16 protein-coding genes are annotated in these 21511 nt (G+C 62.4%); 7 read left to right on the forward strand and 9 right to left on the reverse strand.

What is annotated here, in order from left to right; all coding sequences use genetic code 11:
* Positions 1-2: 2 nt before the first annotated feature.
* From H281_RS0109865 to H281_RS0109875, 3 genes are read left to right on the forward strand one after another with little or no spacing between them, the layout of a single operon-like run.
* Entirely contained in the window at positions 3-584 is a 582-nt protein-coding gene (locus tag H281_RS0109865) for a cupredoxin domain-containing protein (RefSeq protein WP_020066945.1), read from the forward strand.
* A complete protein-coding gene (locus H281_RS0109870) occupies positions 571-2196 on the forward strand; it encodes a b(o/a)3-type cytochrome-c oxidase subunit 1 (RefSeq protein WP_020066946.1) in 1626 nt (541 codons plus the stop codon). Before H281_RS0109865 ends, H281_RS0109870 begins: the two co-directional genes overlap by 14 nt.
* Entirely contained in the window at positions 2193-3002 is an 810-nt protein-coding gene (locus H281_RS0109875; RefSeq protein WP_020066947.1) for a c-type cytochrome, read from the forward strand. The genes H281_RS0109870 and H281_RS0109875 overlap by 4 nt, the downstream gene beginning before the upstream one ends.
* Before the next feature lie 167 nt (positions 3003-3169).
* Here H281_RS0109875 and H281_RS0109880 read toward each other — a convergent pair whose 3' ends face one another.
* The gene (locus H281_RS0109880) at positions 3170-4822 is read right to left on the reverse strand and encodes a methyl-accepting chemotaxis protein (RefSeq protein WP_020066948.1); all 1653 of its coding nucleotides are present in this window, start codon (positions 4820-4822) and stop codon (positions 3170-3172) included.
* Between the two features lie 305 nt (positions 4823-5127).
* Here H281_RS0109880 and H281_RS0109885 point away from each other — a divergent pair, with 305 nt between their 5' ends.
* Positions 5128-5928: a bestrophin-like domain gene (locus H281_RS0109885; protein ID WP_020066949.1), complete on the forward strand. Its 801-nt coding sequence runs from the start codon at positions 5128-5130 to the stop codon at positions 5926-5928.
* A gap of 67 nt (positions 5929-5995) precedes the next feature.
* Here the strand turns inward: H281_RS0109885 and H281_RS0109890 are convergent, their stop codons facing one another.
* Positions 5996-6535 (reverse strand): single-stranded DNA-binding protein, encoded by a 540-nt coding sequence (locus H281_RS0109890; RefSeq protein WP_020066950.1) that lies wholly within the window; start codon positions 6533-6535, stop codon positions 5996-5998.
* Between the two features lie 168 nt (positions 6536-6703).
* The gene (locus H281_RS0109895; RefSeq protein ID WP_027804458.1) at positions 6704-7897 is read right to left on the reverse strand and encodes an MFS transporter; all 1194 of its coding nucleotides are present in this window, start codon (positions 7895-7897) and stop codon (positions 6704-6706) included.
* 392 nt (positions 7898-8289) lie between these two features.
* Between H281_RS0109895 and uvrA the strand changes: the two genes are divergently transcribed.
* Both uvrA and H281_RS0109905 read left to right on the forward strand, forming a co-directional pair.
* A complete protein-coding gene (gene uvrA / locus H281_RS0109900; RefSeq protein ID WP_020066952.1) occupies positions 8290-11163 on the forward strand; it encodes an excinuclease ABC subunit UvrA in 2874 nt (957 codons plus the stop codon).
* 33 nt (positions 11164-11196) lie between these two features.
* Complete coding sequence (locus H281_RS0109905) at positions 11197-12282, forward strand: AI-2E family transporter (RefSeq protein ID WP_020066953.1); 1086 nt, start codon at positions 11197-11199, stop codon at positions 12280-12282.
* 58 nt (positions 12283-12340) lie between these two features.
* Here H281_RS0109905 and H281_RS0109910 read toward each other — a convergent pair whose 3' ends face one another.
* Positions 12341-14464 carry a TonB-dependent siderophore receptor gene (locus H281_RS0109910; protein WP_020066954.1) on the reverse strand — a complete coding sequence of 708 codons (2124 nt, stop codon included), beginning with the start codon at positions 14462-14464 and terminating at the stop codon, positions 12341-12343.
* A gap of 384 nt (positions 14465-14848) precedes the next feature.
* Here H281_RS0109910 and H281_RS0109915 point away from each other — a divergent pair, with 384 nt between their 5' ends.
* The gene (locus tag H281_RS0109915) at positions 14849-16114 is read left to right on the forward strand and encodes a PepSY-associated TM helix domain-containing protein (protein WP_020066955.1); all 1266 of its coding nucleotides are present in this window, start codon (positions 14849-14851) and stop codon (positions 16112-16114) included.
* 76 nt (positions 16115-16190) lie between these two features.
* Here H281_RS0109915 and purU read toward each other — a convergent pair whose 3' ends face one another.
* The 5 genes from purU to H281_RS0109940 form a co-directional block, all read right to left on the reverse strand.
* Positions 16191-17060 carry a formyltetrahydrofolate deformylase gene (gene purU, locus H281_RS0109920; protein WP_020066956.1) on the reverse strand — a complete coding sequence of 290 codons (870 nt, stop codon included), beginning with the start codon at positions 17058-17060 and terminating at the stop codon, positions 16191-16193.
* Between the two features lie 95 nt (positions 17061-17155).
* A complete protein-coding gene (locus tag H281_RS0109925) occupies positions 17156-18007 on the reverse strand; it encodes an NUDIX hydrolase (protein ID WP_020066957.1) in 852 nt (283 codons plus the stop codon).
* A 52-nt stretch (positions 18008-18059) separates the two neighbouring features.
* Entirely contained in the window at positions 18060-18674 is a 615-nt protein-coding gene (locus H281_RS0109930) for a LysE family translocator (protein ID WP_027804459.1), read from the reverse strand.
* A gap of 58 nt (positions 18675-18732) precedes the next feature.
* Positions 18733-19299, reverse strand: coding sequence for an adenine phosphoribosyltransferase (locus H281_RS0109935; protein WP_020066959.1), 567 nt, complete (start codon positions 19297-19299; stop codon positions 18733-18735).
* A gap of 75 nt (positions 19300-19374) precedes the next feature.
* Positions 19375-21378 (reverse strand): monovalent cation:proton antiporter family protein, encoded by a 2004-nt coding sequence (locus H281_RS0109940; RefSeq protein WP_027804460.1) that lies wholly within the window; start codon positions 21376-21378, stop codon positions 19375-19377.
* Positions 21379-21511: the final 133 nt, after the last annotated feature.

Genomic DNA, 21511 nt, shown 5'->3' on the forward strand with positions numbered 1-21511 from the left:
TCATGTCCACTCATTCCCCCGACTCCCAACACCAACCGGGCAGCGGCCACACCGTCGCGCTACGCGCCGAGCGCCGCTGGGCGATCTTCGTCGGCGCGCTGATCGTGCTGATGCTGGCCGTGATCGTGTACTCGGGGCTCCACTGGGCGATGATGCCGCCATCGCGTGTGGAAACGATCGACCCGTCTCGTCTGCAACTGTCGGGCGAATTCGTCGAAGACAATCTGGGCAGCGCAGTTGAACCCGACGGCTCCGTGGTCGTGCGTTTTATCGCGCAGCAGTACTCGTTCACACCGCAATGTCTGCTCGTGCCCGCCGACACGCCTGTCACGATCCGAACCACCAGTGCGGACGTCGTGCACGGTCTGCTCGTCACCAACACCAATATCAACACGATGGTCGTGCCCGGCTACGTGGCCACGTTGAACACGCGCTTCGACGCGCCCGCCGATCACACCATGCCCTGTCACGAGTTCTGCGGCTTCGGCCATCAGGCCATGTGGGCGCATGTGAAAGTGATCGACAAAGCCGCCTTCTTCGAGCAGGCCCGACAATCACGGAGGCTGAGCTGTGTTTCACGCTAAGCGACTCGTTCTCGCGCATTTCTGGCTCGCCTTCATCGCGTTTATCGTCGCGCTGTTTCTCGGCGCCTGGCAGATGCTCGTGCGCAGTCCACTCGCGCCGTGGATTGGCGACCCCGAGCTGTACTACCGCTCAGTCACCGCTCACGGTTCAGTAATGGCCTACGTGATGCCGACTCTGGTGTCGATGGGCTTTGGCTACGCAATCGTCGAGCTTGCGCTCGCGCAGCGCCTCGCGGGCCTGAAGTGGGCATGGGCCGCCTTCATCATGCTGGCGGTCGGCGCGGTGATGGCGATGGTGCCCGTCGCACTCGGCAGGGCCTCGGTGCTCTACACGTTCTATCCGCCGATGATCGGCAGTCCCTTCTATTATCTCGGCGTGGTGCTAGTGGTAGTCGGCTCGTGGATCTGGGTCGCGTTGATGCACGTGAACCTCGCCATATGGCGGCGCGCGAACCCCGGAAAGCCGGTACCGCTCGCGATGTTCGCCAATGTCGCCGGCGCATATCTATGGGCATGGACGGCGGTCGGCGCGGCGCTCGAAATCCTGCTTCAGATTCTGCCGGTTGCGTTTGGCCTCAAGAATACGATCGACGCAGGCCTGTCACGTGTCCTGTTCTCGTGGACGCTGCATGCCATCGTCTACTTCTGGCTGATTCCCGCCTATATCGCGTACTACACGCTCGTGCCGCGAGCCATCGGCGGGCGGCTCTATAGCGATTCGATGGCGCGCGTGTCGTTCATCCTCTTCCTCGTTTTCGCTATGCCGATCGGCATCCACCATCTGTTCGCCGATCCGCAGATCGGCTCGGGTTTCAAGTTCCTGCACGCAGTATTCACGGGGATGGTGTCCGTGCCCACGCTGCTGACGGTGTTCACGATTTGCGCGTCGGTGGAAATTGCCGGCAGGCTGCGCGGCGGCAAGGGTGCGTTCGGCTGGCTCACCGCATTGCCCTGGCAGAACCCGATGATGCTCGTCGTCGCGTTTTCGTTCGTGATGCTGGGGCTTGGCGGCGCCGGCGGTCTGATCAACATGAGCTATCAGTTGAATACCACCGTGCACAACACGCAGTGGGTGACCGGACATTTCCATCTGATCTTCGGCGGCGCAATCGTCATCATGTATTTCGCGATTGCTTATGAACTGTGGCCGCAACTCACCGGCCGCGCAATCGTGTCGATGAAGCTCGTGCGCACGCAACTGTGGCTGTGGTTCATCGGCATGCTGGTGGTCACGCTGCCGTGGCATTACGTCGGCCTGCTCGGCGCACCGCGCCGCATGGCTTACTACGACTACAAGATGCCTAGCCTCGAATCACAGGCGTTCTGGGTCAGCATGTCGGCGGTCGGCGGAGTGGTTCTCGCCATATCGGGCGCGCTCTTCATCTACATTCTCGCGAAGTCGCAGTTCGGGCCGGCGGTTCCGCAGCAAGGCTTCCGTTTCGCGAGCGCGGTGCATCCGGACGAACGCGTGCCCGCCGCGCTCAATAGCTTCGGCTTGTGGGTCGCGTTGATGATCGGCCTGACCGTCGTCAACTACAGCGTGCCCATCGTCCAATTGCTCAAGCTGCCGCAAACGTCCGTGCCCGCGGTGGTGGTTGGAGCACAGCGATGAATCAGGAACGCGTCTTCAGCTTGCGAAACCCGTGGTTCACGGTAAGCGTGGCCGGCACGCTCGCGCTGGCCATCGTGTCGATGCTGATAGGTTTCATCTGGCTGCCTTCGGCGAATAGCGCATTCGCGAACCGCAGCTTATGGGCGACGATCTGCAGCGCTGCGGGCGCGCCGTCGAGCTGGTACAGCGGTACCAACATCGCGGGCCGGGCACCGAGCGACGTGGTCGTCCTGCCGCCGCTGCGTCGCGTGCGGGCCGACGCCGATTCGATCGGGCGCGGCGCGACCCTCGCCACGCAGAAATGCTCGATGTGTCACGGCGTGCTCGGTACGGTGCAGGTCACAGCGCCCGCGCTGGCCGGTCAATATGCGGACGCCGTCTACAAGGAGTTGCGCGATTACCAACAAGGTGTGCGGCAGAACGCGGTAATGCAGCCGATCGTCGCCGCTCGCAGCGATCAGGACCTGCACGATCTCGCGGCTTACTACGCGTCGCTGCCACGCGGTCCCGCCGCAGAAGTTGCGCCCACCGGCAGCACGCCCGATGCGAACGCGGTGCGGCTGGCCATGCAGGGCGATCCGCAGCGCAACATCGCGCCATGTGCGGCATGTCACGGGCAGCTGGATCGCAAGGGTTCGGCGCCGTGGCTTGGCGGCCAATCGTCGATTTATCTTGCGGCGCAGATGCGGGCGTTTGCTTCTGGCGCACGCCGCAACGACATCAACGAGCAGATGCGCAATGTCACGCGGCACATGACATCGGCGGAGATTGATAGTGTCGCGAAGTACTACGCGGGTATGCAGTAGAGCGAACGATTTGGGCGGGGTGCGGTGCACTGTGGTTCGCTGGGGCGCGCGACCGTGAAGTGCGATGCTCTGGGCAGGGCGCGACGCCCCCTACCCCGCGGTGATATGCAGCGCTGCCGCCTCACTGCACGCGCCACGAACCTAACGCAACGCCGCCCGCGCATGTATCAAGCGACCACCAGTTCGTCCACGCCGTTCGCTGCACGTTTCGTTGCAGCGCTCTGACCGTTGCGCGAGCCGGCCAGGCCCCGCGACGACGAGCCGCCTTCCGTCTGAAACACTGCCACGGCCGATGTGAGCCTTCTCGCCTGCTCCTCCAGCGAGCTTGCCGCGGCCGCGGCTTGTTCGACCAGCGCGGCGTTCTGCTGCGTGACCTCGTCCATTTGCGCGACGGCCAGATTGACCTGGTCGATGCCGGTGCTCTGCTCGGTCGCGGCTGCGGCGATCTCGCCCATGATCGAGCTGACTCGCGAAATGGCCTGGACGATCTCGGTCATCGTCGAGCCGGACCGCTCGACCAGTTGTGAGCCGTTCTCGACGCGCGTAGTCGACGCTTCGATCAACGCCTTGATTTCCTTCGCGGCCGCGGCGCTTCGCTGGGCCAGCGAACGCACTTCGCTCGCGACGACCGCAAAGCCGCGGCCCTGCTCGCCGGCGCGCGCCGCCTCGACCGCAGCGTTCAACGCGAGGATGTTCGTCTGAAATGCGATCCCTTCGATCACGCCGACAATATCCGCGATGCGCCGCGAGTCGTCGACGATCTCGTGCATCGTGCCTACCACCTGCTCGGTCAATTCGCCGCCCTGAGCGGCAAGCGTCGACGCGCCTTGCGCGAGCGAACTCGCCTGCTTCGCGTTGTCCGCAGTCTGTTTAACCGTCGACGTGAGTTGCTCGATGCTCGCCGCCGTTTCTTCCAGCGACGCCGCCTGTTCTTCGGTACGTTGTGACAGGTCCGTATTGCCCGCGGCGATTTCGCTTACGCCGCTGTCGATCGATTCGGTGCCCTGACGCACCGAATTCACCGTCGCGATCAGCGACTCCTGCATCTTGCGCAGCGCGGCGGCGAGGCGGCCCATTTCGTTGCTGCTCGTGACGACGATCTGCCCGGTCAGGTCACCATTGGCGATCCGCTGGAACTGGGCGATGGTGGCATCGACCGGACTCACGATTGCGCGCACCAGCACCGCGCGACCGAGCAACGAACCGAGCAGCGAGATGCCGATGCCGATCGCCACCGTTACGCAGATCGCGTAAAAGAGGGCCTGTGCGCTCTGATAGCGCTGTTCGGCGTGGTCGAGCTGCAACTGTTCGAGCGCGAGCATCGCCTTTTCGAACGAACTGTACAGAGACGGCAGCTTCTTCGCCTGCAATTGCTGGAACGCGGTGCGGTCGCCCGCCTTGAGTGCAGCCAACGCCGGCTCGACACCCTCGCGAAGGAACGTGCCGCGCTTGTCCTGCATATCCTTGATGAGGCGCTGCTCGTCGGCCTCGGCGCTCGCGCGGCTCACATAGTGGGCAAGCCGTTCATTCGATGCTTTCTGGTACTGATCAAAACGCTTGAGCACAGCGTTTGCGCCGTCCTGGTCGTTGAGATCGACGAGCGACGCATAAGTGGCCAGTGCGAGGCGCAGGCGTAACAGCTGGCCGGCGCTGCCTTCGAGATCGGCGACGGCGGGCGTGTCCACGGTGTACATCTGTTGCAGGGACGCGTTGCTCGAGCGCAGCGACAGCAGCCCGGCTGCAGCGCCCAGCAGCAGGGCGGCGGCAAAGAACGCGATCATCAGGGTAAGGCAACTGCGAATCGACAGATTTTTCAGCATCGGGCTAGTCTCCATTTGGGCCGCCTGACCGAATGTTCAGTGAAATACGCGTCGGCCATGCATGCTGCGCCCAGCCCATTCGGCATGGTCCGCAACCGTTTTTGTCAAAAATTAAGCGAATGCCACAGATAGGGACTACGGCTGAATCGCTAAAAACTTTATGGTGGATGGCGTACGCTTTTGCGTCACATCAAATTACAAGCGGCGCGAAGCCGCCCGAACGCCGGCGATAGCGGGACTGCCGAGTTTCAGGCGTCCTACCTAAGCCGGTTGGCCGTCGATGCAAATGTCATAGGAGCATCTCTATGTCCGAAATAGGCTCGGCTCTGGTGGTTTTCATTCTCCTGCTCGCGACCACCGGCATCGGCGTGTGGGTGCGCCCGCTCCTGCCCGAGGAGCACAAGGCACACGAGACTGTGCAACTCGTGCAACTGGTGATCGGCATGCTCGTGACGTTTGCCGCACTGGTGCTTGGTTTGATGACCGCGTCGGCGAAATCCAGCTTCGACACGGCGTCAAATGACTTGCGCACCTTTGCCGCCGACATCATCGAACTGGACACGACGTTGAGGGATTACGGCAGCGACACCGAACCGGCGCGCAACCTCTTGCGCGTCTACACGGCCGCGGCAATTGCATCGACGTGGCCGAACGAACCGACTCCTACGGGCGACTACCCCACCCACCTCGGCTCGCCGGACAACTCGCAGAAGCTGGAAAACGTGCGGCTCGGCGAAATGCTGACGTCGGTAGGCCGGCAATTGCGGCAGTTGCGCGCGCGCGATCCGCTGCAACAGCACGCGCTCGACGACGGCCTGACGCAATTTCGCCGCGTGGTGGATGCGCGCTGGAAGATTATCGAGGAAGCGCACAGCTCCATCTCGCAGCCCTTCCTCAAGACGCTGACGTTCTGGCTGTGCGTGATATTTCTGAGCTTCGGGCTCATCGCGCCTCGCAATGCGCTGGCGCTCGTGACAATTTCGCTTGGGGCTGTGTCGATTGCGTCGGCGATCTATGTAATCGTCGATCTTGATACACCGCTCACCGGGCCAATCATGATCTCCAGCTTGCCGATGCGCGATGCGCTGGAGCATTTGAGACGATAGCGACTGCTGAAAAGAAAAAACCCCGCTGAGGAAGCGGGGTTTTTTGCTGGTCTTCTGGTACGGGTGGTTAGAACGGAATATCGTCATCCATCTCGTCAAAGCCGCCGCCGGCCGGTGCGCTCGAACGGCTGGAGCCACCACCGCTCGCGCCGCCACCGCTGCCGCCGCGCGAACCGCCACCCGACATAGCACGGCCGCCACCGCCGCCACCGCTGCGCTCCGACGGCTCGCCACGGCTGTAGCCGCCTTCGTCGCCGCCGCCCATGGAGCCGCCACGACCGCCCAACATTTGCATCTGTTCGGCGACGATTTCCGTCGAGTAACGGTCGGTGCCGTCCTGCGCCTGCCACTTACGGGTGCGAATGCGCCCTTCGAGATAGACCGACGAGCCCTTCTTCAGGTATTCGGAGACGATCTCGGCGAGGCGGCCGAAGAACGACACGCGGTGCCATTCGGTCGCTTCCTTCATTTCACCGGACGCCTTGTCCTTGTACCGATCCGTCGTTGCAAGGCGGATATTCGCCACTGCGTCGCCGCTCGGAAGATAACGGACTTCCGGATCGGCTCCGAGATTGCCGACGAGAATGACCTTGTTCACGGATGCCATGAGTTTCTCCTGTTGATTCCATTTCGGGCGGCCCGGCAACACAGTTCGCCTCTCACGCCTGACCGGCCCGAGATCAAAAGTGTGCCTCTGCCCGCCGCCGGGTGAGTTCTGGGTGATGCCGGGACACGCCCGAGTCGCCGCGTATGTTCTGCGAGTGTTCCGCGCGTGTCACGAGGACGCTTTAAGCGGCGGCTGTTTCATCTTTGCGGCGATTATAAGCCAGCAAAAGACGAGCCCCGAGCAAGTAAAGAAGACCGCGCTCTGACCGTCCGCTTTGAGCAACCAGCCGCCGATCATGCCACCCAGCGCAAGACCGATGGACTGTGTGGTGTTGTACACGCCGGCTGCCGCGCCCTTGCGGTTGCCCGGCGCCAGTTTCGACACCAGCGAAGGCTGCGACGCCTCCAGAATGTTGAAGCCCAGAAAGTACACAAAAAGGATGGCCGCCACACTCAGAATCGTATGCGGAGCCACGCCCAATAACAACTGTCCGATCAGGATAAGAGCGATGGCGGACAGCAGTACGATCTTCATCTTGCCGCGCTTTTCAGCGGCGATGATCGCGGGCACCATCATGACGAACGACAAGCCCATGACCGGCAAATACACTTTCCAGTGCGACGCGACCGGCAGGCCGCCGGCTTCGAGAATGCGCGGCACGACGAGGAACAACGCCGTCTGCGTGGCGTGCAGCACCAGCACGCCGAAGTTCAAACGCAGCAGCTCGACGTTGTGCAGCACTTCGGCGAACGGCGCCCGCACATGCACGGGCTTCGGCGCATCGGGCACGACCCACAGCACCACGCCGACGGCGAGAATCGAGAAGACGCCCACCAGCGTGAAAAGACCGCTCATGCCGACCCAATGGAAAACGATCGGCGCGCCGACAATCGCCACCGCAAAGGAAATGCCGATGCTGCCGCCGACCATGGCCATCGCCTTCGTGCGGTGCTCTTCAGCAGTCAGATCGGCGATGAAGGCAATCACTGCTGACGACACCGCGCCCATGCCTTGAATCACCCGGCCGACGATAATCCACGTCATGTCATGCGCGCCCGCCGCGACAAAGCTGCCGAGCGCGAAGATCAGCAGGCCCGCAGCAATGACCGGCTTGCGGCCGATCTTGTCGGAGACCCAGCCGTAGAAAATGTAGAGCATGGACTGCGTCACGCCATAAGCGCCCAGCGCGATGCCGACGAGCAGCACGTTTTCGCCGCCGGGAATGGTCTTCGCGTAGATCGAGAACACCGGCATGATCATGAAGAGTCCGAGCATGCGCAGCGCGAAGATGGCGGCAAGCGACACGGTCGCGCGCAGTTCAGGCGCGCTCATGCGTGAAGAGGTGGCAGACGGATTGGACATCGGAAGCGTTCTTTGAATGAGCTGGCTGACGCACCGGGGGCACCGGGGCGCCACGACCGGACGGCTTTCCATGGGACGGCCTGCAGACGGTGCGGCACTGCCGCTCGAGCCAACCGGACAGCCTGCAGCGTTCCCGCTCCGCGCTGACCGCGCCCCTGACCCTTTGGCTCTCGCGCCTTTGCGGCCGCAGCGCGCTTCGCGGCGCCTTGTACTTGCCGGAAACGGCCCCAGTTAGACCTTTTCCCGCTAGCGCTGAACCACGTTCTTACAGCTTGCCTGAGGCGCTGTTCAGGCCTGTTGGGGCCGTCAGGCAACCGTAACGGCGGCCTTGAAAAGTCGTTATAGTAGCAGGTTTAGCCTCTTCCTCTTTCCGCAGTTCATGGAATAAATCCGTGGAACAAATCCGTATTCGTGGGGCTCGCACCCACAACCTGAAGAACGTCAATCTCGACCTACCACGTCACAAGCTCGTCGTAATTACCGGTCTTTCCGGCTCGGGAAAATCGTCGCTCGCGTTCGACACGCTGTATGCGGAAGGACAGCGGCGCTACGTCGAAAGCCTGTCCGCTTACGCACGCCAGTTCCTGCAGTTGATGGAAAAACCCGACGTCGATCTGATCGAAGGTCTGTCGCCGGCGATCTCGATCGAGCAGAAGGCCACGTCGCACAATCCGCGCTCCACAGTGGGCACCGTCACCGAAATTCACGACTACCTGCGGCTATTGTTCGCACGGGTCGGCACGCCTTACTGTCCGGATCACGAAATCCCGCTCGAAGCGCAAAGCGTGTCGCAAATGGTCGACGCGGCGCTCGCGCTGCCGGAAGAAACCAGGCTGATGATCCTCGCGCCGGTCGTCGCCGACCGCAAGGGCGAGCACGTCGAGTTGTTCGAGGAGATGCAGGCGCAGGGCTTCATCCGGTTTCGCGTGCGCTCGGGCGGCGGCACGGCCAATGAAGGCGCGGCGAAGATCTATGAAGTCGACTCCCTGCCCAAGCTGAAGAAGAACGACAAGCACACTATCGACGTCGTGGTCGACCGCCTCAAGGTGCGGCCCGACATGAAGCAGCGCCTCGCGGAATCGTTCGAAACCGCACTGCGTCTCGCCGACGGCCGCGCGATCGCGCTCGAAATGGACACCGACAAGCAGCACCTGTTCAGCTCGAAGTTCGCGTGTCCGATCTGCTCGTACTCGCTGCAGGAGCTGGAGCCGCGGCTCTTCTCGTTCAACAATCCGATGGGCGCGTGTCCGGAATGCGACGGCCTCGGCCAGATCACCTTCTTCGATCCGAAGCGGGTGGTGGCGCATCCGTCGCTGTCGCTCGCGGCAGGCGCGGTGAAGGGCTGGGACCGGCGCAACCAGTTCTACTTCCAGATGCTGCAAAGCCTCGCGGCGTTTTACGACTTCGACATCGACACTGCCGTCGAAGACCTGCCTGAAAAAGTCCGCAAGATCCTGCTGTTCGGCTCGGGCAAGCAGGAAATTCCGTTCTCGTACATCAACGAGCGCGGCCGCACGTCGGTCCGCGAGCATGTGTTCGAAGGCATCATCCCGAATCTGGAGCGGCGTTATCGCGAGACGGATTCAGCCGCAGTGCGTGAAGAGCTTGCGAAGTATCAGAACAATCAGCCGTGCCCCGCCTGCGCGGGCACGCGGTTGCGCCGGGAAGCGCGCTTTGTGCGCATCGGCACGGACGGCGACGCGCGCGGCATCTACGAAATCAGCGGCTGGCCGTTGCGCGACGCGCTCGGCTACTTCCAGACGCTGCGGCTCGAAGGCTCGAAGCGCGAGATCGCCGACAAGGTCGTGAAAGAGATCGTCGCACGGCTCATGTTCCTGAACAACGTCGGGCTCGATTACCTGTCGCTGGAACGCAGCGCCGAAACGCTGTCGGGTGGCGAGGCGCAACGCATTCGCCTCGCGTCGCAGATCGGCTCGGGTCTGACCGGCGTGATGTACGTGCTCGACGAGCCGTCCATCGGCCTGCACCAGCGCGACAATGACCGGCTCATCGCCACGCTCAAGCATCTGCGCGACCTGGGCAACTCGGTGATCGTCGTCGAACACGACGAAGACATGATCCGCATGGCCGACTACGTGGTCGACATGGGTCCGGGCGCCGGCGAGCACGGCGGCATGGTGATCGCCGAGGGCACGCCCAAACAGGTGCAGGGCAACCCCGCCTCCATGACGGGGCAGTACATGTCCGGCGCGCGCACCATCGAGTATCCGGACGAGCGCAAGGACCCGGACGAGCGGCATTTGCGCATCGTCGAGGCGCACGGCAACAACCTGCGGCACGTCACACTCGACCTGCCGGTCGGCCTGCTTACGTGCGTGACCGGCGTTTCGGGCTCTGGCAAGTCGACGCTCATCAACGACACGCTGTATCACGCGGTCTCGCATCATTTGTACGGCTCTTCCACGGAGCCGGCGCCGTATGAGTCGATCGAGGGTCTCGAGCACTTCGACAAGGTCATCAACGTCGACCAGTCGCCGATCGGCCGCACGCCGCGCTCGAATCCGGCCACTTATACGGGCCTTTTCACGCCGATCCGGGAGCTATTCGCGGGCGTTCCCGCCGCCAAGGAGCGCGGCTACGACCCGGGCCGCTTCTCGTTCAACGTGAAGGGCGGGCGCTGCGAGTCCTGTCAGGGCGACGGCGTGCTAAAGGTCGAGATGCACTTTTTGCCGGACGTCTACGTGCCGTGCGACGTCTGCCATGGCAAGCGCTACAACCGCGAAACACTGGACGTGCAGTACAAAGGCAAGAACATCAGCGAGGTGCTCGACATGACGGTCGAGCATGCGTACGAGTTCTTCAAGCCGGTGCCGGTCGTCGCGCGCAAGCTGAAAACCCTGCTCGACGTCGGCCTCGGCTATATCCGGCTGGGCCAGTCCGCCACCACTTTGTCGGGCGGCGAGGCGCAGCGGGTCAAACTATCTTTGGAACTGAGCAAGCGCGATACGGGTCGCACGCTATACATTCTCGACGAACCCACGACCGGGTTGCACTTTCATGACATTGCGCTGCTGCTCGAAGTTATTCATCGGTTACGCGACCAGGGTAATACCGTCGTGATCATCGAGCATAATCTCGATGTAATTAAAACTGCGGACTGGGTCATCGACATGGGTCCGGAAGGCGGCGCGGGCGGTGGCCAGATCATCGCGCAAGGCACGCCCGAGCAGATCGCGAAGTCCAAAGCAAGTTTTACCGGTAGATATCTGGCGCCCCTGCTCAAGCGCGCGGCCAGTAAAAAGTAACGCTGCACAACACGGGTTGGAGACGGATAAGCCATGGCCAAGCGGAATCAGGCGCGCGAAGACGGGCAAGTTGAGGACCTACGTCCACGCCCGGTCAGGCTGACCAGCAACATGAGCCTGCCGAAGCTCTCGGCAGTCGAGATCGGCAGTTACGTGCTGATGCTGTTCGGCATGTGGGCGGTGATCGAACTCCGGCTGCTCGGCGCCCTGCTGGCCGGGCTTCTGGTGTTTCAGCTGGTGCATACGATCGCGCCGCGCATCGAGCGTCATATGTCCAGCAAGCGGGCGCGCTGGCTCGCGGTGGTGTTTCTGTCGGCTGTGATCGTAGGCGCGCTCACGGGCCTCACGCTCGGCATCATCGAGCACTTCGAGAACGACGTGCCCAGTGTGCAGAGGCTGCTCGACCAGGCCATGCAGTTGATCGATCAGGCGCGCGGGCGGATTCCGCAATTCATCGCGAGTTCGCTGCCGGTCGACACCGAGCAGATGAAGACCAAAGCCGCCGAGCTGATGCAGACGCACGCCAACATGCTGCAGCAAAGCGGCAAGAGCGCTGCGCGCGCGTTCACGCACATTCTGATCGGCATGATCATTGGTGCGATCATCGCGGTGAGTGCGCAACAGCACATGCACCGGCTGCCGCTGTCCACCGCGTTCGTCACGCGCGTGACGCGTTTCGCCGACGCGTTCCGCCGCATCGTATTCGCGCAGGTGAAAATTTCTGCGATCAACGCGGTGTTCACGGGCATCTTCCTGCTGCTGTTTCTGCCGATCTTCCACGATCAGTTGCCGCTTTCGAAAACGCTGGTACTGGTCACGTTCATCGTCGGCTTGCTGCCGGTCATCGGCAATCTGATCTCGAACACGATCATCGTTGCGGTGGCGCTGTCGGTGAGCTTTCCGGCGGCGGTCATGTCGCTCGCGTTTCTGATTTTGATTCACAAGCTCGAGTACTTCCTGAACGCGCGGATCGTCGGCGGACAGATCGAGGCGCGCGCCTGGGAACTGCTCGTGGCAATGCTCGTCATGGAAGCCGCGTTCGGTCTGCCCGGCGTTGTCGCGGCGCCGATCTTCTACGCGTACATCAAGCGCGAGTTGATCTATCTGCGGCTGGTTTGATCCAGTTGTACGCTGGAGGATGCAAAGAAAAACGGCACCGCGGTGCCGTTTTTTTTGCTTAGAAGTCGATGCGCGCGTTCAATGACAGCGTGCGAGGATCGCCCGGCGTCACGTAATCGGCGTATTGGTACTCCCAATAGCGGCGGTTGAGCAGATTGTCGATTGCCGCGCGGAACGTCACGTCATAGCCGGCGATGCGGGTCGCGTAGCTCGCGCCCAGATTCACCAGCAAATAGCCCGGCGCATTCAGATTGTCCGCCGGACGCACATTGGTGTTGCCCGTGAACTTCGCGTCCGCGCCGATGCGCAGCCCCGGCACGTACGGCACCGAGTAAGTCGCATGGCCGGCAACCACAAACTGCGGCGCGCCCGCCACGCGGTTGCCGTTATTGGCCGCGCCGCGCTCGTACTTCGTGTTGATCCACATCAGGTCGCCGCCCACGTTCCAGTTGCGGCCTAAACGCACATCGCCGCCCATCTCGACACCCTGGAAGATCGACTCACCGTCTTGCGTATAGACGTTCGCACTATTCGCATAGGCCGCGCCGCGCTCGATGCGGAACAAGGCAGCCGTCGCGCTCCAGCGTCCCTGCTCGGTTTTGACGCCCACTTCGTATTGCTTGCTGCGCAAAGGCTTGAGCAGTTCACCGCGATTCGCATACGTATCGCCGACGACGGTCCCCGCTTCGAGCGACTCGACATAGCTCGTGTACAACGTCGTGGTCGGCGCGAGCTTGAACATCAGCGCGACGGTCGGCGTCAAAACGCCGTTCTGGCTATAGGTCGAGGTCGTCGCGCCGGTCGTCGAATAGCCGTGCTGCTCGTAGTTCGTGTAACGCACGCCGCCGAGTACCGACCAGCGCTGCGTCAACGCGATCGTATCGCTGGCAAAGAGCGCCTTCTGTGTGATGTCGCTGTCGCGATAGGTGTAGTAGTTGGACGCGCCACCGAACGTGTTGGTGTTCGGCTGGTAGATGTTGCCCGTGCCAATCTGGCCGAAGAAGCTGTTCGCACCGTAGTCGTTCGTCTGACGCTGATAGGCTGCGCCAAATACCAGTTGATGCTGGAAGGGTCCCGTCTTCACGTGGCCTTCCGCCGACACCTGCCACAGACTCAGTTGATGGCCTTCCTTGCCGGCGAAGCGGCTGTCGGTGTAATCGCCCGCGCCGTTCAGCAGGTAGTACGTACTTTCGTTGCGGTCACGCGAACTCTTGCTGTAGCTGTAGCTTGCGTTGAGTGTCCAGTCCGGGCCGAGGTTGTACTGCAGGCCGGCGGTGTAAAGCTGGAGATTGGTGTTCAGATGCTGGTCGGGACCGGAAAGGTCGCCGGTGCCGCCGCTTATCGTATGCGGCAGACTAGTGCCGGTGTATTGCGCCGTCGAGATCGCGCCCGTAATGCCGGTCGAATGGCGCTCCTGATATAACGCGCCGAAGGTCGCCTTCAGGTCGCGCGTGATGCGGGCGTCGAGTGCGACTGAAACCGAATCGCGCCGCACGTTGCCGTCGTTATAGGTTTTGCCTTCCTCGTGTGTGGCGTTCAGGCGATAGCCGAACATGCCGTCCGGACCCACGCGACCGCCAAGGTCCGCGTGCTCGGTCCATACACCGTCGGTGTAGTAGCCGACGTCGACGCTGCGTACTGGCGTCGTCGAGACGGGCGGCTTTTTCGTCACGTAGTTGACGACGCCGCCGGGCGCGCCGAATCCGTACATGAAGCCGGTCAACCCTTTGAGCAGTTCCACTTTTTCGAGTTGCTCGTAGGGCATCGTGATGCCATAGCTGTTGAACGGCATGCCGTCGATCTTGAATCCCGACTGCCAGTCCAGCTGCATGCCGCGCACGGTCAGATATGTGGCCCACGCGTTGTAGGCGTTGCCGTTGTCGGATACGGAGGCGTCGGTGGCAAACACGTCGCCGAGTTTGGACGGCTGGCGATCCTGCAACTCTTCACTGGTCACGACGGTGGTCGAAAACGGCGTATCGAGTTGCGAGCGGGTGCCGAGTGCGCCGCTGCCGACGTCCTCTTTCAGATGCTGAGCGGTGTCGTGTGCCGCCGTGACCTTGACGGCCGGCAACGCGTTTTCACCGCTCTCCGAAGACGCGACTGGCGGCGGCACCTGCTGCGCCAGCGCGGCCTGACTTGCCGTTAATGCCAGGCACGCGGCCCAGTGCAACCGGTGCATTGCGCGACTCTTTCGTGAACGTCCTACCCCGCTGTGTTTCTTCATTGTCGATCCCGTTTCTCTGTCTCATTTCATCAAATGAGAATCATTACTATTTGTACGGGACGGGATAATGCCGAAAAACTTCGCCAATTGTAAGGGTGAAGATGCGACATTTTGTCGCATGCGCGCTGTGAGGTGCCTTCGCAAGCCTTACCGGGCGCGGCACCGCGCACCGATTAGTCGAGCCGCCCGGAACGCGATCAACGCAGCTGACCCGCCGAACTTTCAAGGAACTTGCGGCTTACGACACGCATCGCATAAGATGCGAACAATTCCCATTTACAACTTTGCTACCGCTGTGATCCGTCGTCCGCAACTCCGCTTCGCGTTTCCGGTACGCCCATGAGGAGCCAGCTCGTCCGTCTGCATCGCTGGTTTGGTGTCGCCACTGCGCTGTTCCTGTTCGTCGCGGGACTGACCGGCGCGATCATCGCGTGGGATCACGAGCTCGATGCCGCGCTCAATCCTTCGTTTTTCAAGGCGCGCACCGAAGGGCCGGCTCTGTCCGGCCTGGAACTCGCGCGACGCGTCGAAGCCGCCGATCCGCGCTTGCAAGTGACGTATCTGCCGCTCGCGGCAGAGCCCGGCCATACGCTGCAGATGATGGTGCTTCCGCGCACCAATCCCGTAACGCGAGAGCCGTACAAGCTCGACTTCAACCAGATCGCCGTCGATCCCGCCACGGGCAAGATTCAGGGTCAGCGGCAGTGGGGCGCATTTTCGCTAGCGAGGATCGACCTGATTCCGTTCATCTACAAGCTGCACTACACGCTGCATCTGCCGTTCACCGGCGGCATCGACGTGGGCGTCTGGCTGATGGGCATCGTCGGGATCATCTGGCTGTTCGATAGCGCAATTGCGCTGTGCCTGTCGTTTCCGAGCCTCAATACGTGGCGCAAGTCGTTCGCGTTTCGTTTCGGGCGCGGCGGCTACGCGCTCACGTTCGACTTGCACCGCTCGGGCGGCGTGTGGATCTGGGGACTGCTGATGATCGTCGCGGTGACGTCGGTGTCGATGAACCTCGCGTCACCCGTTGTGCGTCCCATCGTCTCGATGTTTTCGACGCTCACGCCGGACCCGATCAACAACCCGGAAATTCTTCGCGCGCCGAAGCCCGGCGACAGCCTGCTCACCCGCGAGCGCGTCCTGCAATTGGCGCAAGAAGCCGGCAAAACGCAGCACCTGCAAGCGCCTCCGGGGGGCATCTATTACGCGGAATTCCTGCATGCGTACGGCGTCGGTTTCTATGAGACCGGCAACGATCACGGCGACATGGGCCTCGGCAACCCGTGGATGTACTGGGACGCGGCAACCGGCAAGCTGCTCGGCCAGCAGATTCCGGGCAGAGGCACAGCGGGCGACGTCTTCATGCAGGTGCAGTTTCCGCTGCACTCGGGACGCATCCTCGGCCTTGGCGGGCGGATCGTGATTAGCGCAGTCGGCATCGCGGTCGCCGTGTTGAGCGCGACCGGCCTGCTGATCTGGCTGAAGAAGCTGAATGCGCGCCGCCGCTCATCGCAGAACGCGCAGAGAATGCACAAAGCGCCAGTGACCCGGGACGCCGGCAGAGCACCGGCACGTCCTGAGCCGAACGTCGCGCCCGAATGAACCGGTACCTGTGCGCAGCGGCAAACGAAGCGGAGCTTCGCTAAAGGATGCCGCTGCGGCAAGCCCTCACCCGTTTCTAACGGAACACCACCGTCTTGCTACCGTTCAGCACCACGCGGTGCTCGACGTGCCACTTCACCGCACGCGCCAGCGTCACGCATTCGACGTCGCGGCCGATCGCCGTCAACTGCTCCGGCGTCATGCTGTGGTCCACGCGCTCCACTTCCTGCTCGATGATCGGACCTTCGTCCAGATCGGTCGTCACGTAGTGCGCCGTTGCGCCGATCAACTTCACGCCGCGATCGAACGCCTGGTAATAGGGCTTCGCCCCCTTGAAGCTGGGCAGAAACGAGTGATGAATGTTGATTGCGCGACCCGCAAGCGCTTCGCACAGCTTCGGCGACAGAATCTGCATGTAGCGCGCGAGCACGACCAGATCTGCCTGATGCTCGTCGATCACTTCGAGCACGCGCGCTTCCTGAGCGGCCTTCGCTTCGGGCGTGCCGCCCAGCAGCGGGAAATGATGAAACGGAATGTCATAGCTCGCTGCGAGCTGATAAAACTCCTTGTGGTTCGAGATGATCGCCGGAATCTCGATGTTCAGCTGACCGGTACGGTAGCGGAACAGCAGGTCGTTCAGGCAATGCCCGATTTTCGAAACCATGATGACGACGCGCGGCTTCACCGATGCATCGTGCAATTCCCAGCTCATGCCGAACTGCTCGGCGAGCGCCCCGAAGGACACACGCAGCGCCTCGAGCCCCGGATCGCCGCCCACCTGCTGGAAATGCACGCGCATGAAGAACTCGCCGGTGCGGCTGTCGCCGAACTGTGCGGAGTCGAGAATATTGCTGCCACGCTCGAACAGAAAGCCCGACACGGCGTGAACAATGCCGGGCCGATCGGCGCACGACAGTTTGAGGATAAAGCTGTGATCGGTCGACATGACCTGGGTGACTCCCTTCTTCAATGCGTGGTTTGTTCGGTGTTGCTGTATGGTGTGCGGCGCAAGGCGCTTTGGCAAGGTCCGCGATGACGTGCTTACGCGAGCACGGGCGGCGCGAACAACGCTTCAATTCCCGCGCAGGCCTCTTCGTCGATCCAGCGGCGGCGCAGCAGGCAATCCAGCGTGGCAAGACTCGCGTCGACCGTCATTGCGCCTTCCTCGATCCAGCGCGCCACTTCGTCGATGCGCGCAAGCCGGTGCTCGCCGACTTCGCCGTCCTGATTGCGCGGCGCGAAGTCCGCCGGCAGCGCGAGGTCGTAGATAAAGATCTGTTCGGCCTGGGTGCCTTCGGGCAGCGATTGCAACACATACGCAGTGCGGCCCGCCACCGCCCGCACGGCAATCTCTTCCGGAATGCCGGCTTCTTCCCAGCACTCCTTGACGATCGTCGCCTCGACGCCGAAACCCCAACCGATTCCGCCCGCCACTACGTTGTCGAGCATGCCGGGATCGGTCGCCTTCGTGTCGCTGCGGCGCGCGATCCACAATTTCGGCGCGCCGCCATCCGCATATTCTACGACGCCGTTCAGATGCACCGCGTAGGTCAGCGTGCCGAAAAAGCGCGACGCCGCACGTTCGATGTAGGCGAGCGGCGGCGCGTCGAACGCATTGCGGATCGCATAGGTCTCGTTGCGCCAGCCGGGAATGCGGCCTTCGGCGGCAAGCGCGCCGATCACCGAACCGAGCGCCGCGCTCCGCAAATCAACGGTGTTGAACGACGGCGCGAGGCTCACGCGCGCATCGTCGATGTCGAATACGTCGGGCCAACGCGCGAGCAATCGCACATCGCTCGAACGAATCCAGCCGACCTGGTCGCTGTCGATGTAGAACGGCAGGTGCGCAGCAACGTCGAAGCGGCGCGCGGCAATGAGGCAAGGCAAACTCATTCGAAACTCCAAACTGTCGGCGGCAAGCGGTGGCAAGCGGCAGTGAGCCAGATCAGTCACGCAACGCGACTCGAATCCCGATCGCAATGAAGGTGGCGCCGGCAAGACGGTCGAGCCACACGCCGACACGCGGCCGGCGCTTCAACCACCCGCCGATAATCCCTGCACACACGCCAAACAGAGAAAACACCGCCACGGTCTGCAACATGAAAAGCGCGCCGAGTTCGAGCATTTGCACGGTGACGCTTTGCGCGCCGTGCGGCTGCACGAATTGCGGCAGAAATACGATAAAGAACAGCGTCACCTTCGGATTGAGCAGATTGCCGAGCACGCTTTGGCGGAACACGGCCATCAACGGTTGCGGCGCACGCTCGTGTGCGGTCGCGAGGCCCTGGCTGCGCAGCGCCTTGACGCCGATCCAGACGAGATACGCCGCGCCGGCCAGCTTGATCGCCTGGAAAGCGAACGGCGAGGAGCGCAGCAGCGCTGCCACGCCTAACGCGGCGAGCGTCGTGTGAAACGTGATGCCCGCGGCAAAGCCGAGCGCGGCCACGAGACCAGCCGCACGGCCCTGCGAGATGCCGCGCGCGAGCACTTGCAGATTGTCCGGACCGGGCGCCATCGTGATCGCAATCGACGTGGCAAGGAACAGCATGAAGTTGGGCATCGTTCTTACCTTCTTCATTGCACAAGGTGAAGTGCGTAGCGGCGAGTTTGCCGCGCGCTCAATGACCGTCGAAGCTCGTCACCGTATACAGCGACAGCCCGCCGTCGGCGAGCAGTTTCGTGCCGCCGAGTTCAGGCAAGTCGATAATCGCCGCACCTTCCACGACGATCGCGCCGAGCCGCTCGAGCAGAATCTTGCCGGCCATCATCGTGCCGCCGGTTGCGATCAGATCGTCGATGATCACCACGCGGTCGCCCGGCTTGCACGCGTCTTCGTGAATCTCGACGGTGGCCGTGCCGTACTCCAGTTCATAAGATTGCGACGCGCGCTTGTATGGCAGTTTGCCCTCCTTACGAATCGGAATGAAGCCCAGATTCAACTCATACGCAAGAATTGGCCCGATGATGAAACCACGCGCATCGAGCCCGGCAATGTAGTCGAGCTTCGCGTCGATATAACGCTGCACGAACAGGTCGATCAGCACCCTCAGCGACTTTGGCTCCTGAAGCAGCGGCGTGATGTCGCGGAACTGCACGCCGGCCTGAGGCCAGTCGGGCACGGTGCGAATATGACTCTTGATGTAGTCGGCCGCATCGAGCGGCGCGCTCACGAGCGCGTTTGACATGATGTCTCCGGATGGACCTCGACAGGTCCAATGAAAAGCTGAATTGGTGCTGCCGCACGAACCGTGCAGCAATCGCTACGCCGCGGCGGCGCCCGCGCGGCGGTGTTTCGAGAGCCGCTCCTCGGCCTGCGCCAACTGTTCGGGCAAGCCGCGCAACACGACAATGTCGCTCGCGCGCAGCTTGGTGGACGGGTCCGGCTCCACGCCGCGAATGCCGTGACGGCGAATCGCTGTCACTTCGACACCCAGTTCGTACAAACCCAGGTCCGCGAGCGTGCGGCCAACCGCGTCGGCGTTCTCGTCGACCGGGACCGATTGTAGCCGCACCTGTTCGTGGCCGTCGTCGTCGTCCATGTCGTCGGCGCCGTGGAAATAGCCGCGCAGCAGCGCATAACGTTCGTCGCGCATTTCTTCCACGCGGCGCACCACGCGACGCATCGGTATGCCCATCACGACCAGCGTGTGCGAAGCGAGCATCAGGCTCCCCTCCACGATTTCGGGAATCACCTCTGTCGCGCCGGCGGCCAGCAGCTTTTCCAGATCGGCGTCATCGACGGTACGAACGATCACCGGCAGCGTCGGTTCCAGTTCGTGGATGTTGTGCAGCACGCGCAATGCCGACGGCGTGTTTGCATACGTAATCGCGATCGCCGCGGCGCGATGAATACCGGCCGCAAGCAGCGATTCGCGGCGGCCCGCATCGCCGAACACGACCGACTCGCCCGCGGCGGCGGCCGCTTGCACGCGGTCCGGGTCGAGGTCCAGCGCGACATACGACAAACCTTCGTGTTCGAGCATGCGCGCAAGGTTCTGCCCGGAGCGCCCGTAGCCGCAGATGATCACGTGGCCGCTTTGCTTCAGGCTCTGCGTGGCGATGCGCGTCATTTGCAACGACTGCATCATCCATTCAGTCGAAGACAGCCGCAGCACGATACGGTCCGCGTTCTGGATCAGGAACGGCGCGGCGAGCATCGAGAGCAGCATCGCCGCAAGAATTGCCTGCAGCAGCGTGGCGTCGACGAGATGTTTGTCGAGAATCAGATTCAGCAGCACGAAGCCGAACTCGCCCGCTTGCGCGAGGCCGATACCCGTACGCATGGCGACGCCCGGCGACGCCCCGAACAGACGCGAAAGGCCCGTGATCATGACGGCCTTGAGCAGGATCGGACCGATCAGGAAACCGAGCACGATCAGCGGATGCTCCCAGATCACGCGCGGATTCAGCAGCATGCCGGTCGTGACGAAGAAAAGCCCGAGCAGCACGTCGCGAAACGGCTTGATGTCTTCTTCCACCTGATGCCGGTACGGCGTTTCCGCGATCAACATGCCTGCGATGAACGCGCCCAGCGCGAGCGACAGCCCGAACTTGTCGGTGATGAACGCCGAGCCGAGCGTCACGAGCAGCAGATTGAGAATGAACAGTTCCTGCGAGCGGCGCCGCGCGACCACATTGAACCAGCGCGTCATGAAACGCTGTCCGACGATCAGCAGCAGCGACAAAGCGACGACGATCTTGATGGCCGCGACGCCGAGCGCGTTGACGAGGTCTTTCGAATCGCCGCCCAACGCCGAGATAATGATCAGGAGCGGCACCACCGCGAGATCCTGGAAAAGCAGCACACCGAAGATATTGCGGCCATGCTCGGTTTCTATCTCGAGCCGCTCCGCAAGCATCTTGCTGACAATCGCCGTCGACGACATCGCCAACGCGCCGCCGAGCGCAACGCTCGCTTGCCATTTGATATGCACCCAACGCTCGAACACGAAACCGAGCGTGACCGCGATCGCGATCGTGCCCAACACCTGCAATAGACCAAGTCCGAACACGAGCCGGCGCATGGAGCGCAGTTTCGCGAGCGAAAACTCGAGGCCGATCGAAAACATCAGGAACACGACGCCGAACTCCGCGAGGTTCTGCGCGCCCACGGAATCGGGAACGAGGCCCAACGCATTCGGCCCAACGACGATGCCGACGCTCAGATAGCCGAGCATCGGCGGAAGATTCAGAAAGCGAAAAATCACCACGCCCGCGACCGAGGCCAGCAGCAGGAAAAGCGTCATTTCGAGCGGGGAAATCATCGGCAAAAACGCATGAGTGAAGCGTCCTCGTTCGTCAGCGGAACCGCGCACGCAACACGCCGTGCGACAAGGTTGAGGGGCCGTTATAGGGGGCGATAAAGCGGCCGTTGAAGGGGCCGATGAAGGCAGCGGC

Origin of the sequence: Paraburkholderia caledonica (genome assembly GCF_000383275.1) — a bacterium.
Taxonomy (GTDB): Bacteria; Pseudomonadota; Gammaproteobacteria; order Burkholderiales; family Burkholderiaceae; genus Paraburkholderia; species Paraburkholderia caledonica.

Coding starts and splice junctions, on each gene's coding strand:
- H281_RS0109905 (WP_020066953.1), top strand. CDS start 11,197: ATGGCCAAGCGGAATCAGGCGCGCGAAGACGGGCAAGTTGAGGACCTA.
- H281_RS0109910 (WP_020066954.1), bottom strand. CDS start 14,464: ATGCACCGGTTGCACTGGGCCGCGTGCCTGGCATTAACGGCAAGTCAG.
- H281_RS0109885 (WP_020066949.1), top strand. CDS start 5,128: ATGTCCGAAATAGGCTCGGCTCTGGTGGTTTTCATTCTCCTGCTCGCG.
- H281_RS0109935 (WP_020066959.1), bottom strand. CDS start 19,299: ATGTCAAACGCGCTCGTGAGCGCGCCGCTCGATGCGGCCGACTACATC.
- H281_RS0109930 (WP_027804459.1), bottom strand. CDS start 18,674: ATGCCCAACTTCATGCTGTTCCTTGCCACGTCGATTGCGATCACGATG.
- H281_RS0109875 (WP_020066947.1), top strand. CDS start 2,193: ATGAATCAGGAACGCGTCTTCAGCTTGCGAAACCCGTGGTTCACGGTA.
- H281_RS0109865 (WP_020066945.1), top strand. CDS start 3: ATGTCCACTCATTCCCCCGACTCCCAACACCAACCGGGCAGCGGCCAC.
- H281_RS0109940 (WP_027804460.1), bottom strand. CDS start 21,378: ATGATTTCCCCGCTCGAAATGACGCTTTTCCTGCTGCTGGCCTCGGTC.
- H281_RS0109915 (WP_020066955.1), top strand. CDS start 14,849: ATGAGGAGCCAGCTCGTCCGTCTGCATCGCTGGTTTGGTGTCGCCACT.
- purU (WP_020066956.1), bottom strand. CDS start 17,060: ATGTCGACCGATCACAGCTTTATCCTCAAACTGTCGTGCGCCGATCGG.
- H281_RS0109890 (WP_020066950.1), bottom strand. CDS start 6,535: ATGGCATCCGTGAACAAGGTCATTCTCGTCGGCAATCTCGGAGCCGAT.
- H281_RS0109880 (WP_020066948.1), bottom strand. CDS start 4,822: ATGCTGAAAAATCTGTCGATTCGCAGTTGCCTTACCCTGATGATCGCG.
- H281_RS0109895 (WP_027804458.1), bottom strand. CDS start 7,897: ATGTCCAATCCGTCTGCCACCTCTTCACGCATGAGCGCGCCTGAACTG.
- H281_RS0109925 (WP_020066957.1), bottom strand. CDS start 18,007: ATGAGTTTGCCTTGCCTCATTGCCGCGCGCCGCTTCGACGTTGCTGCG.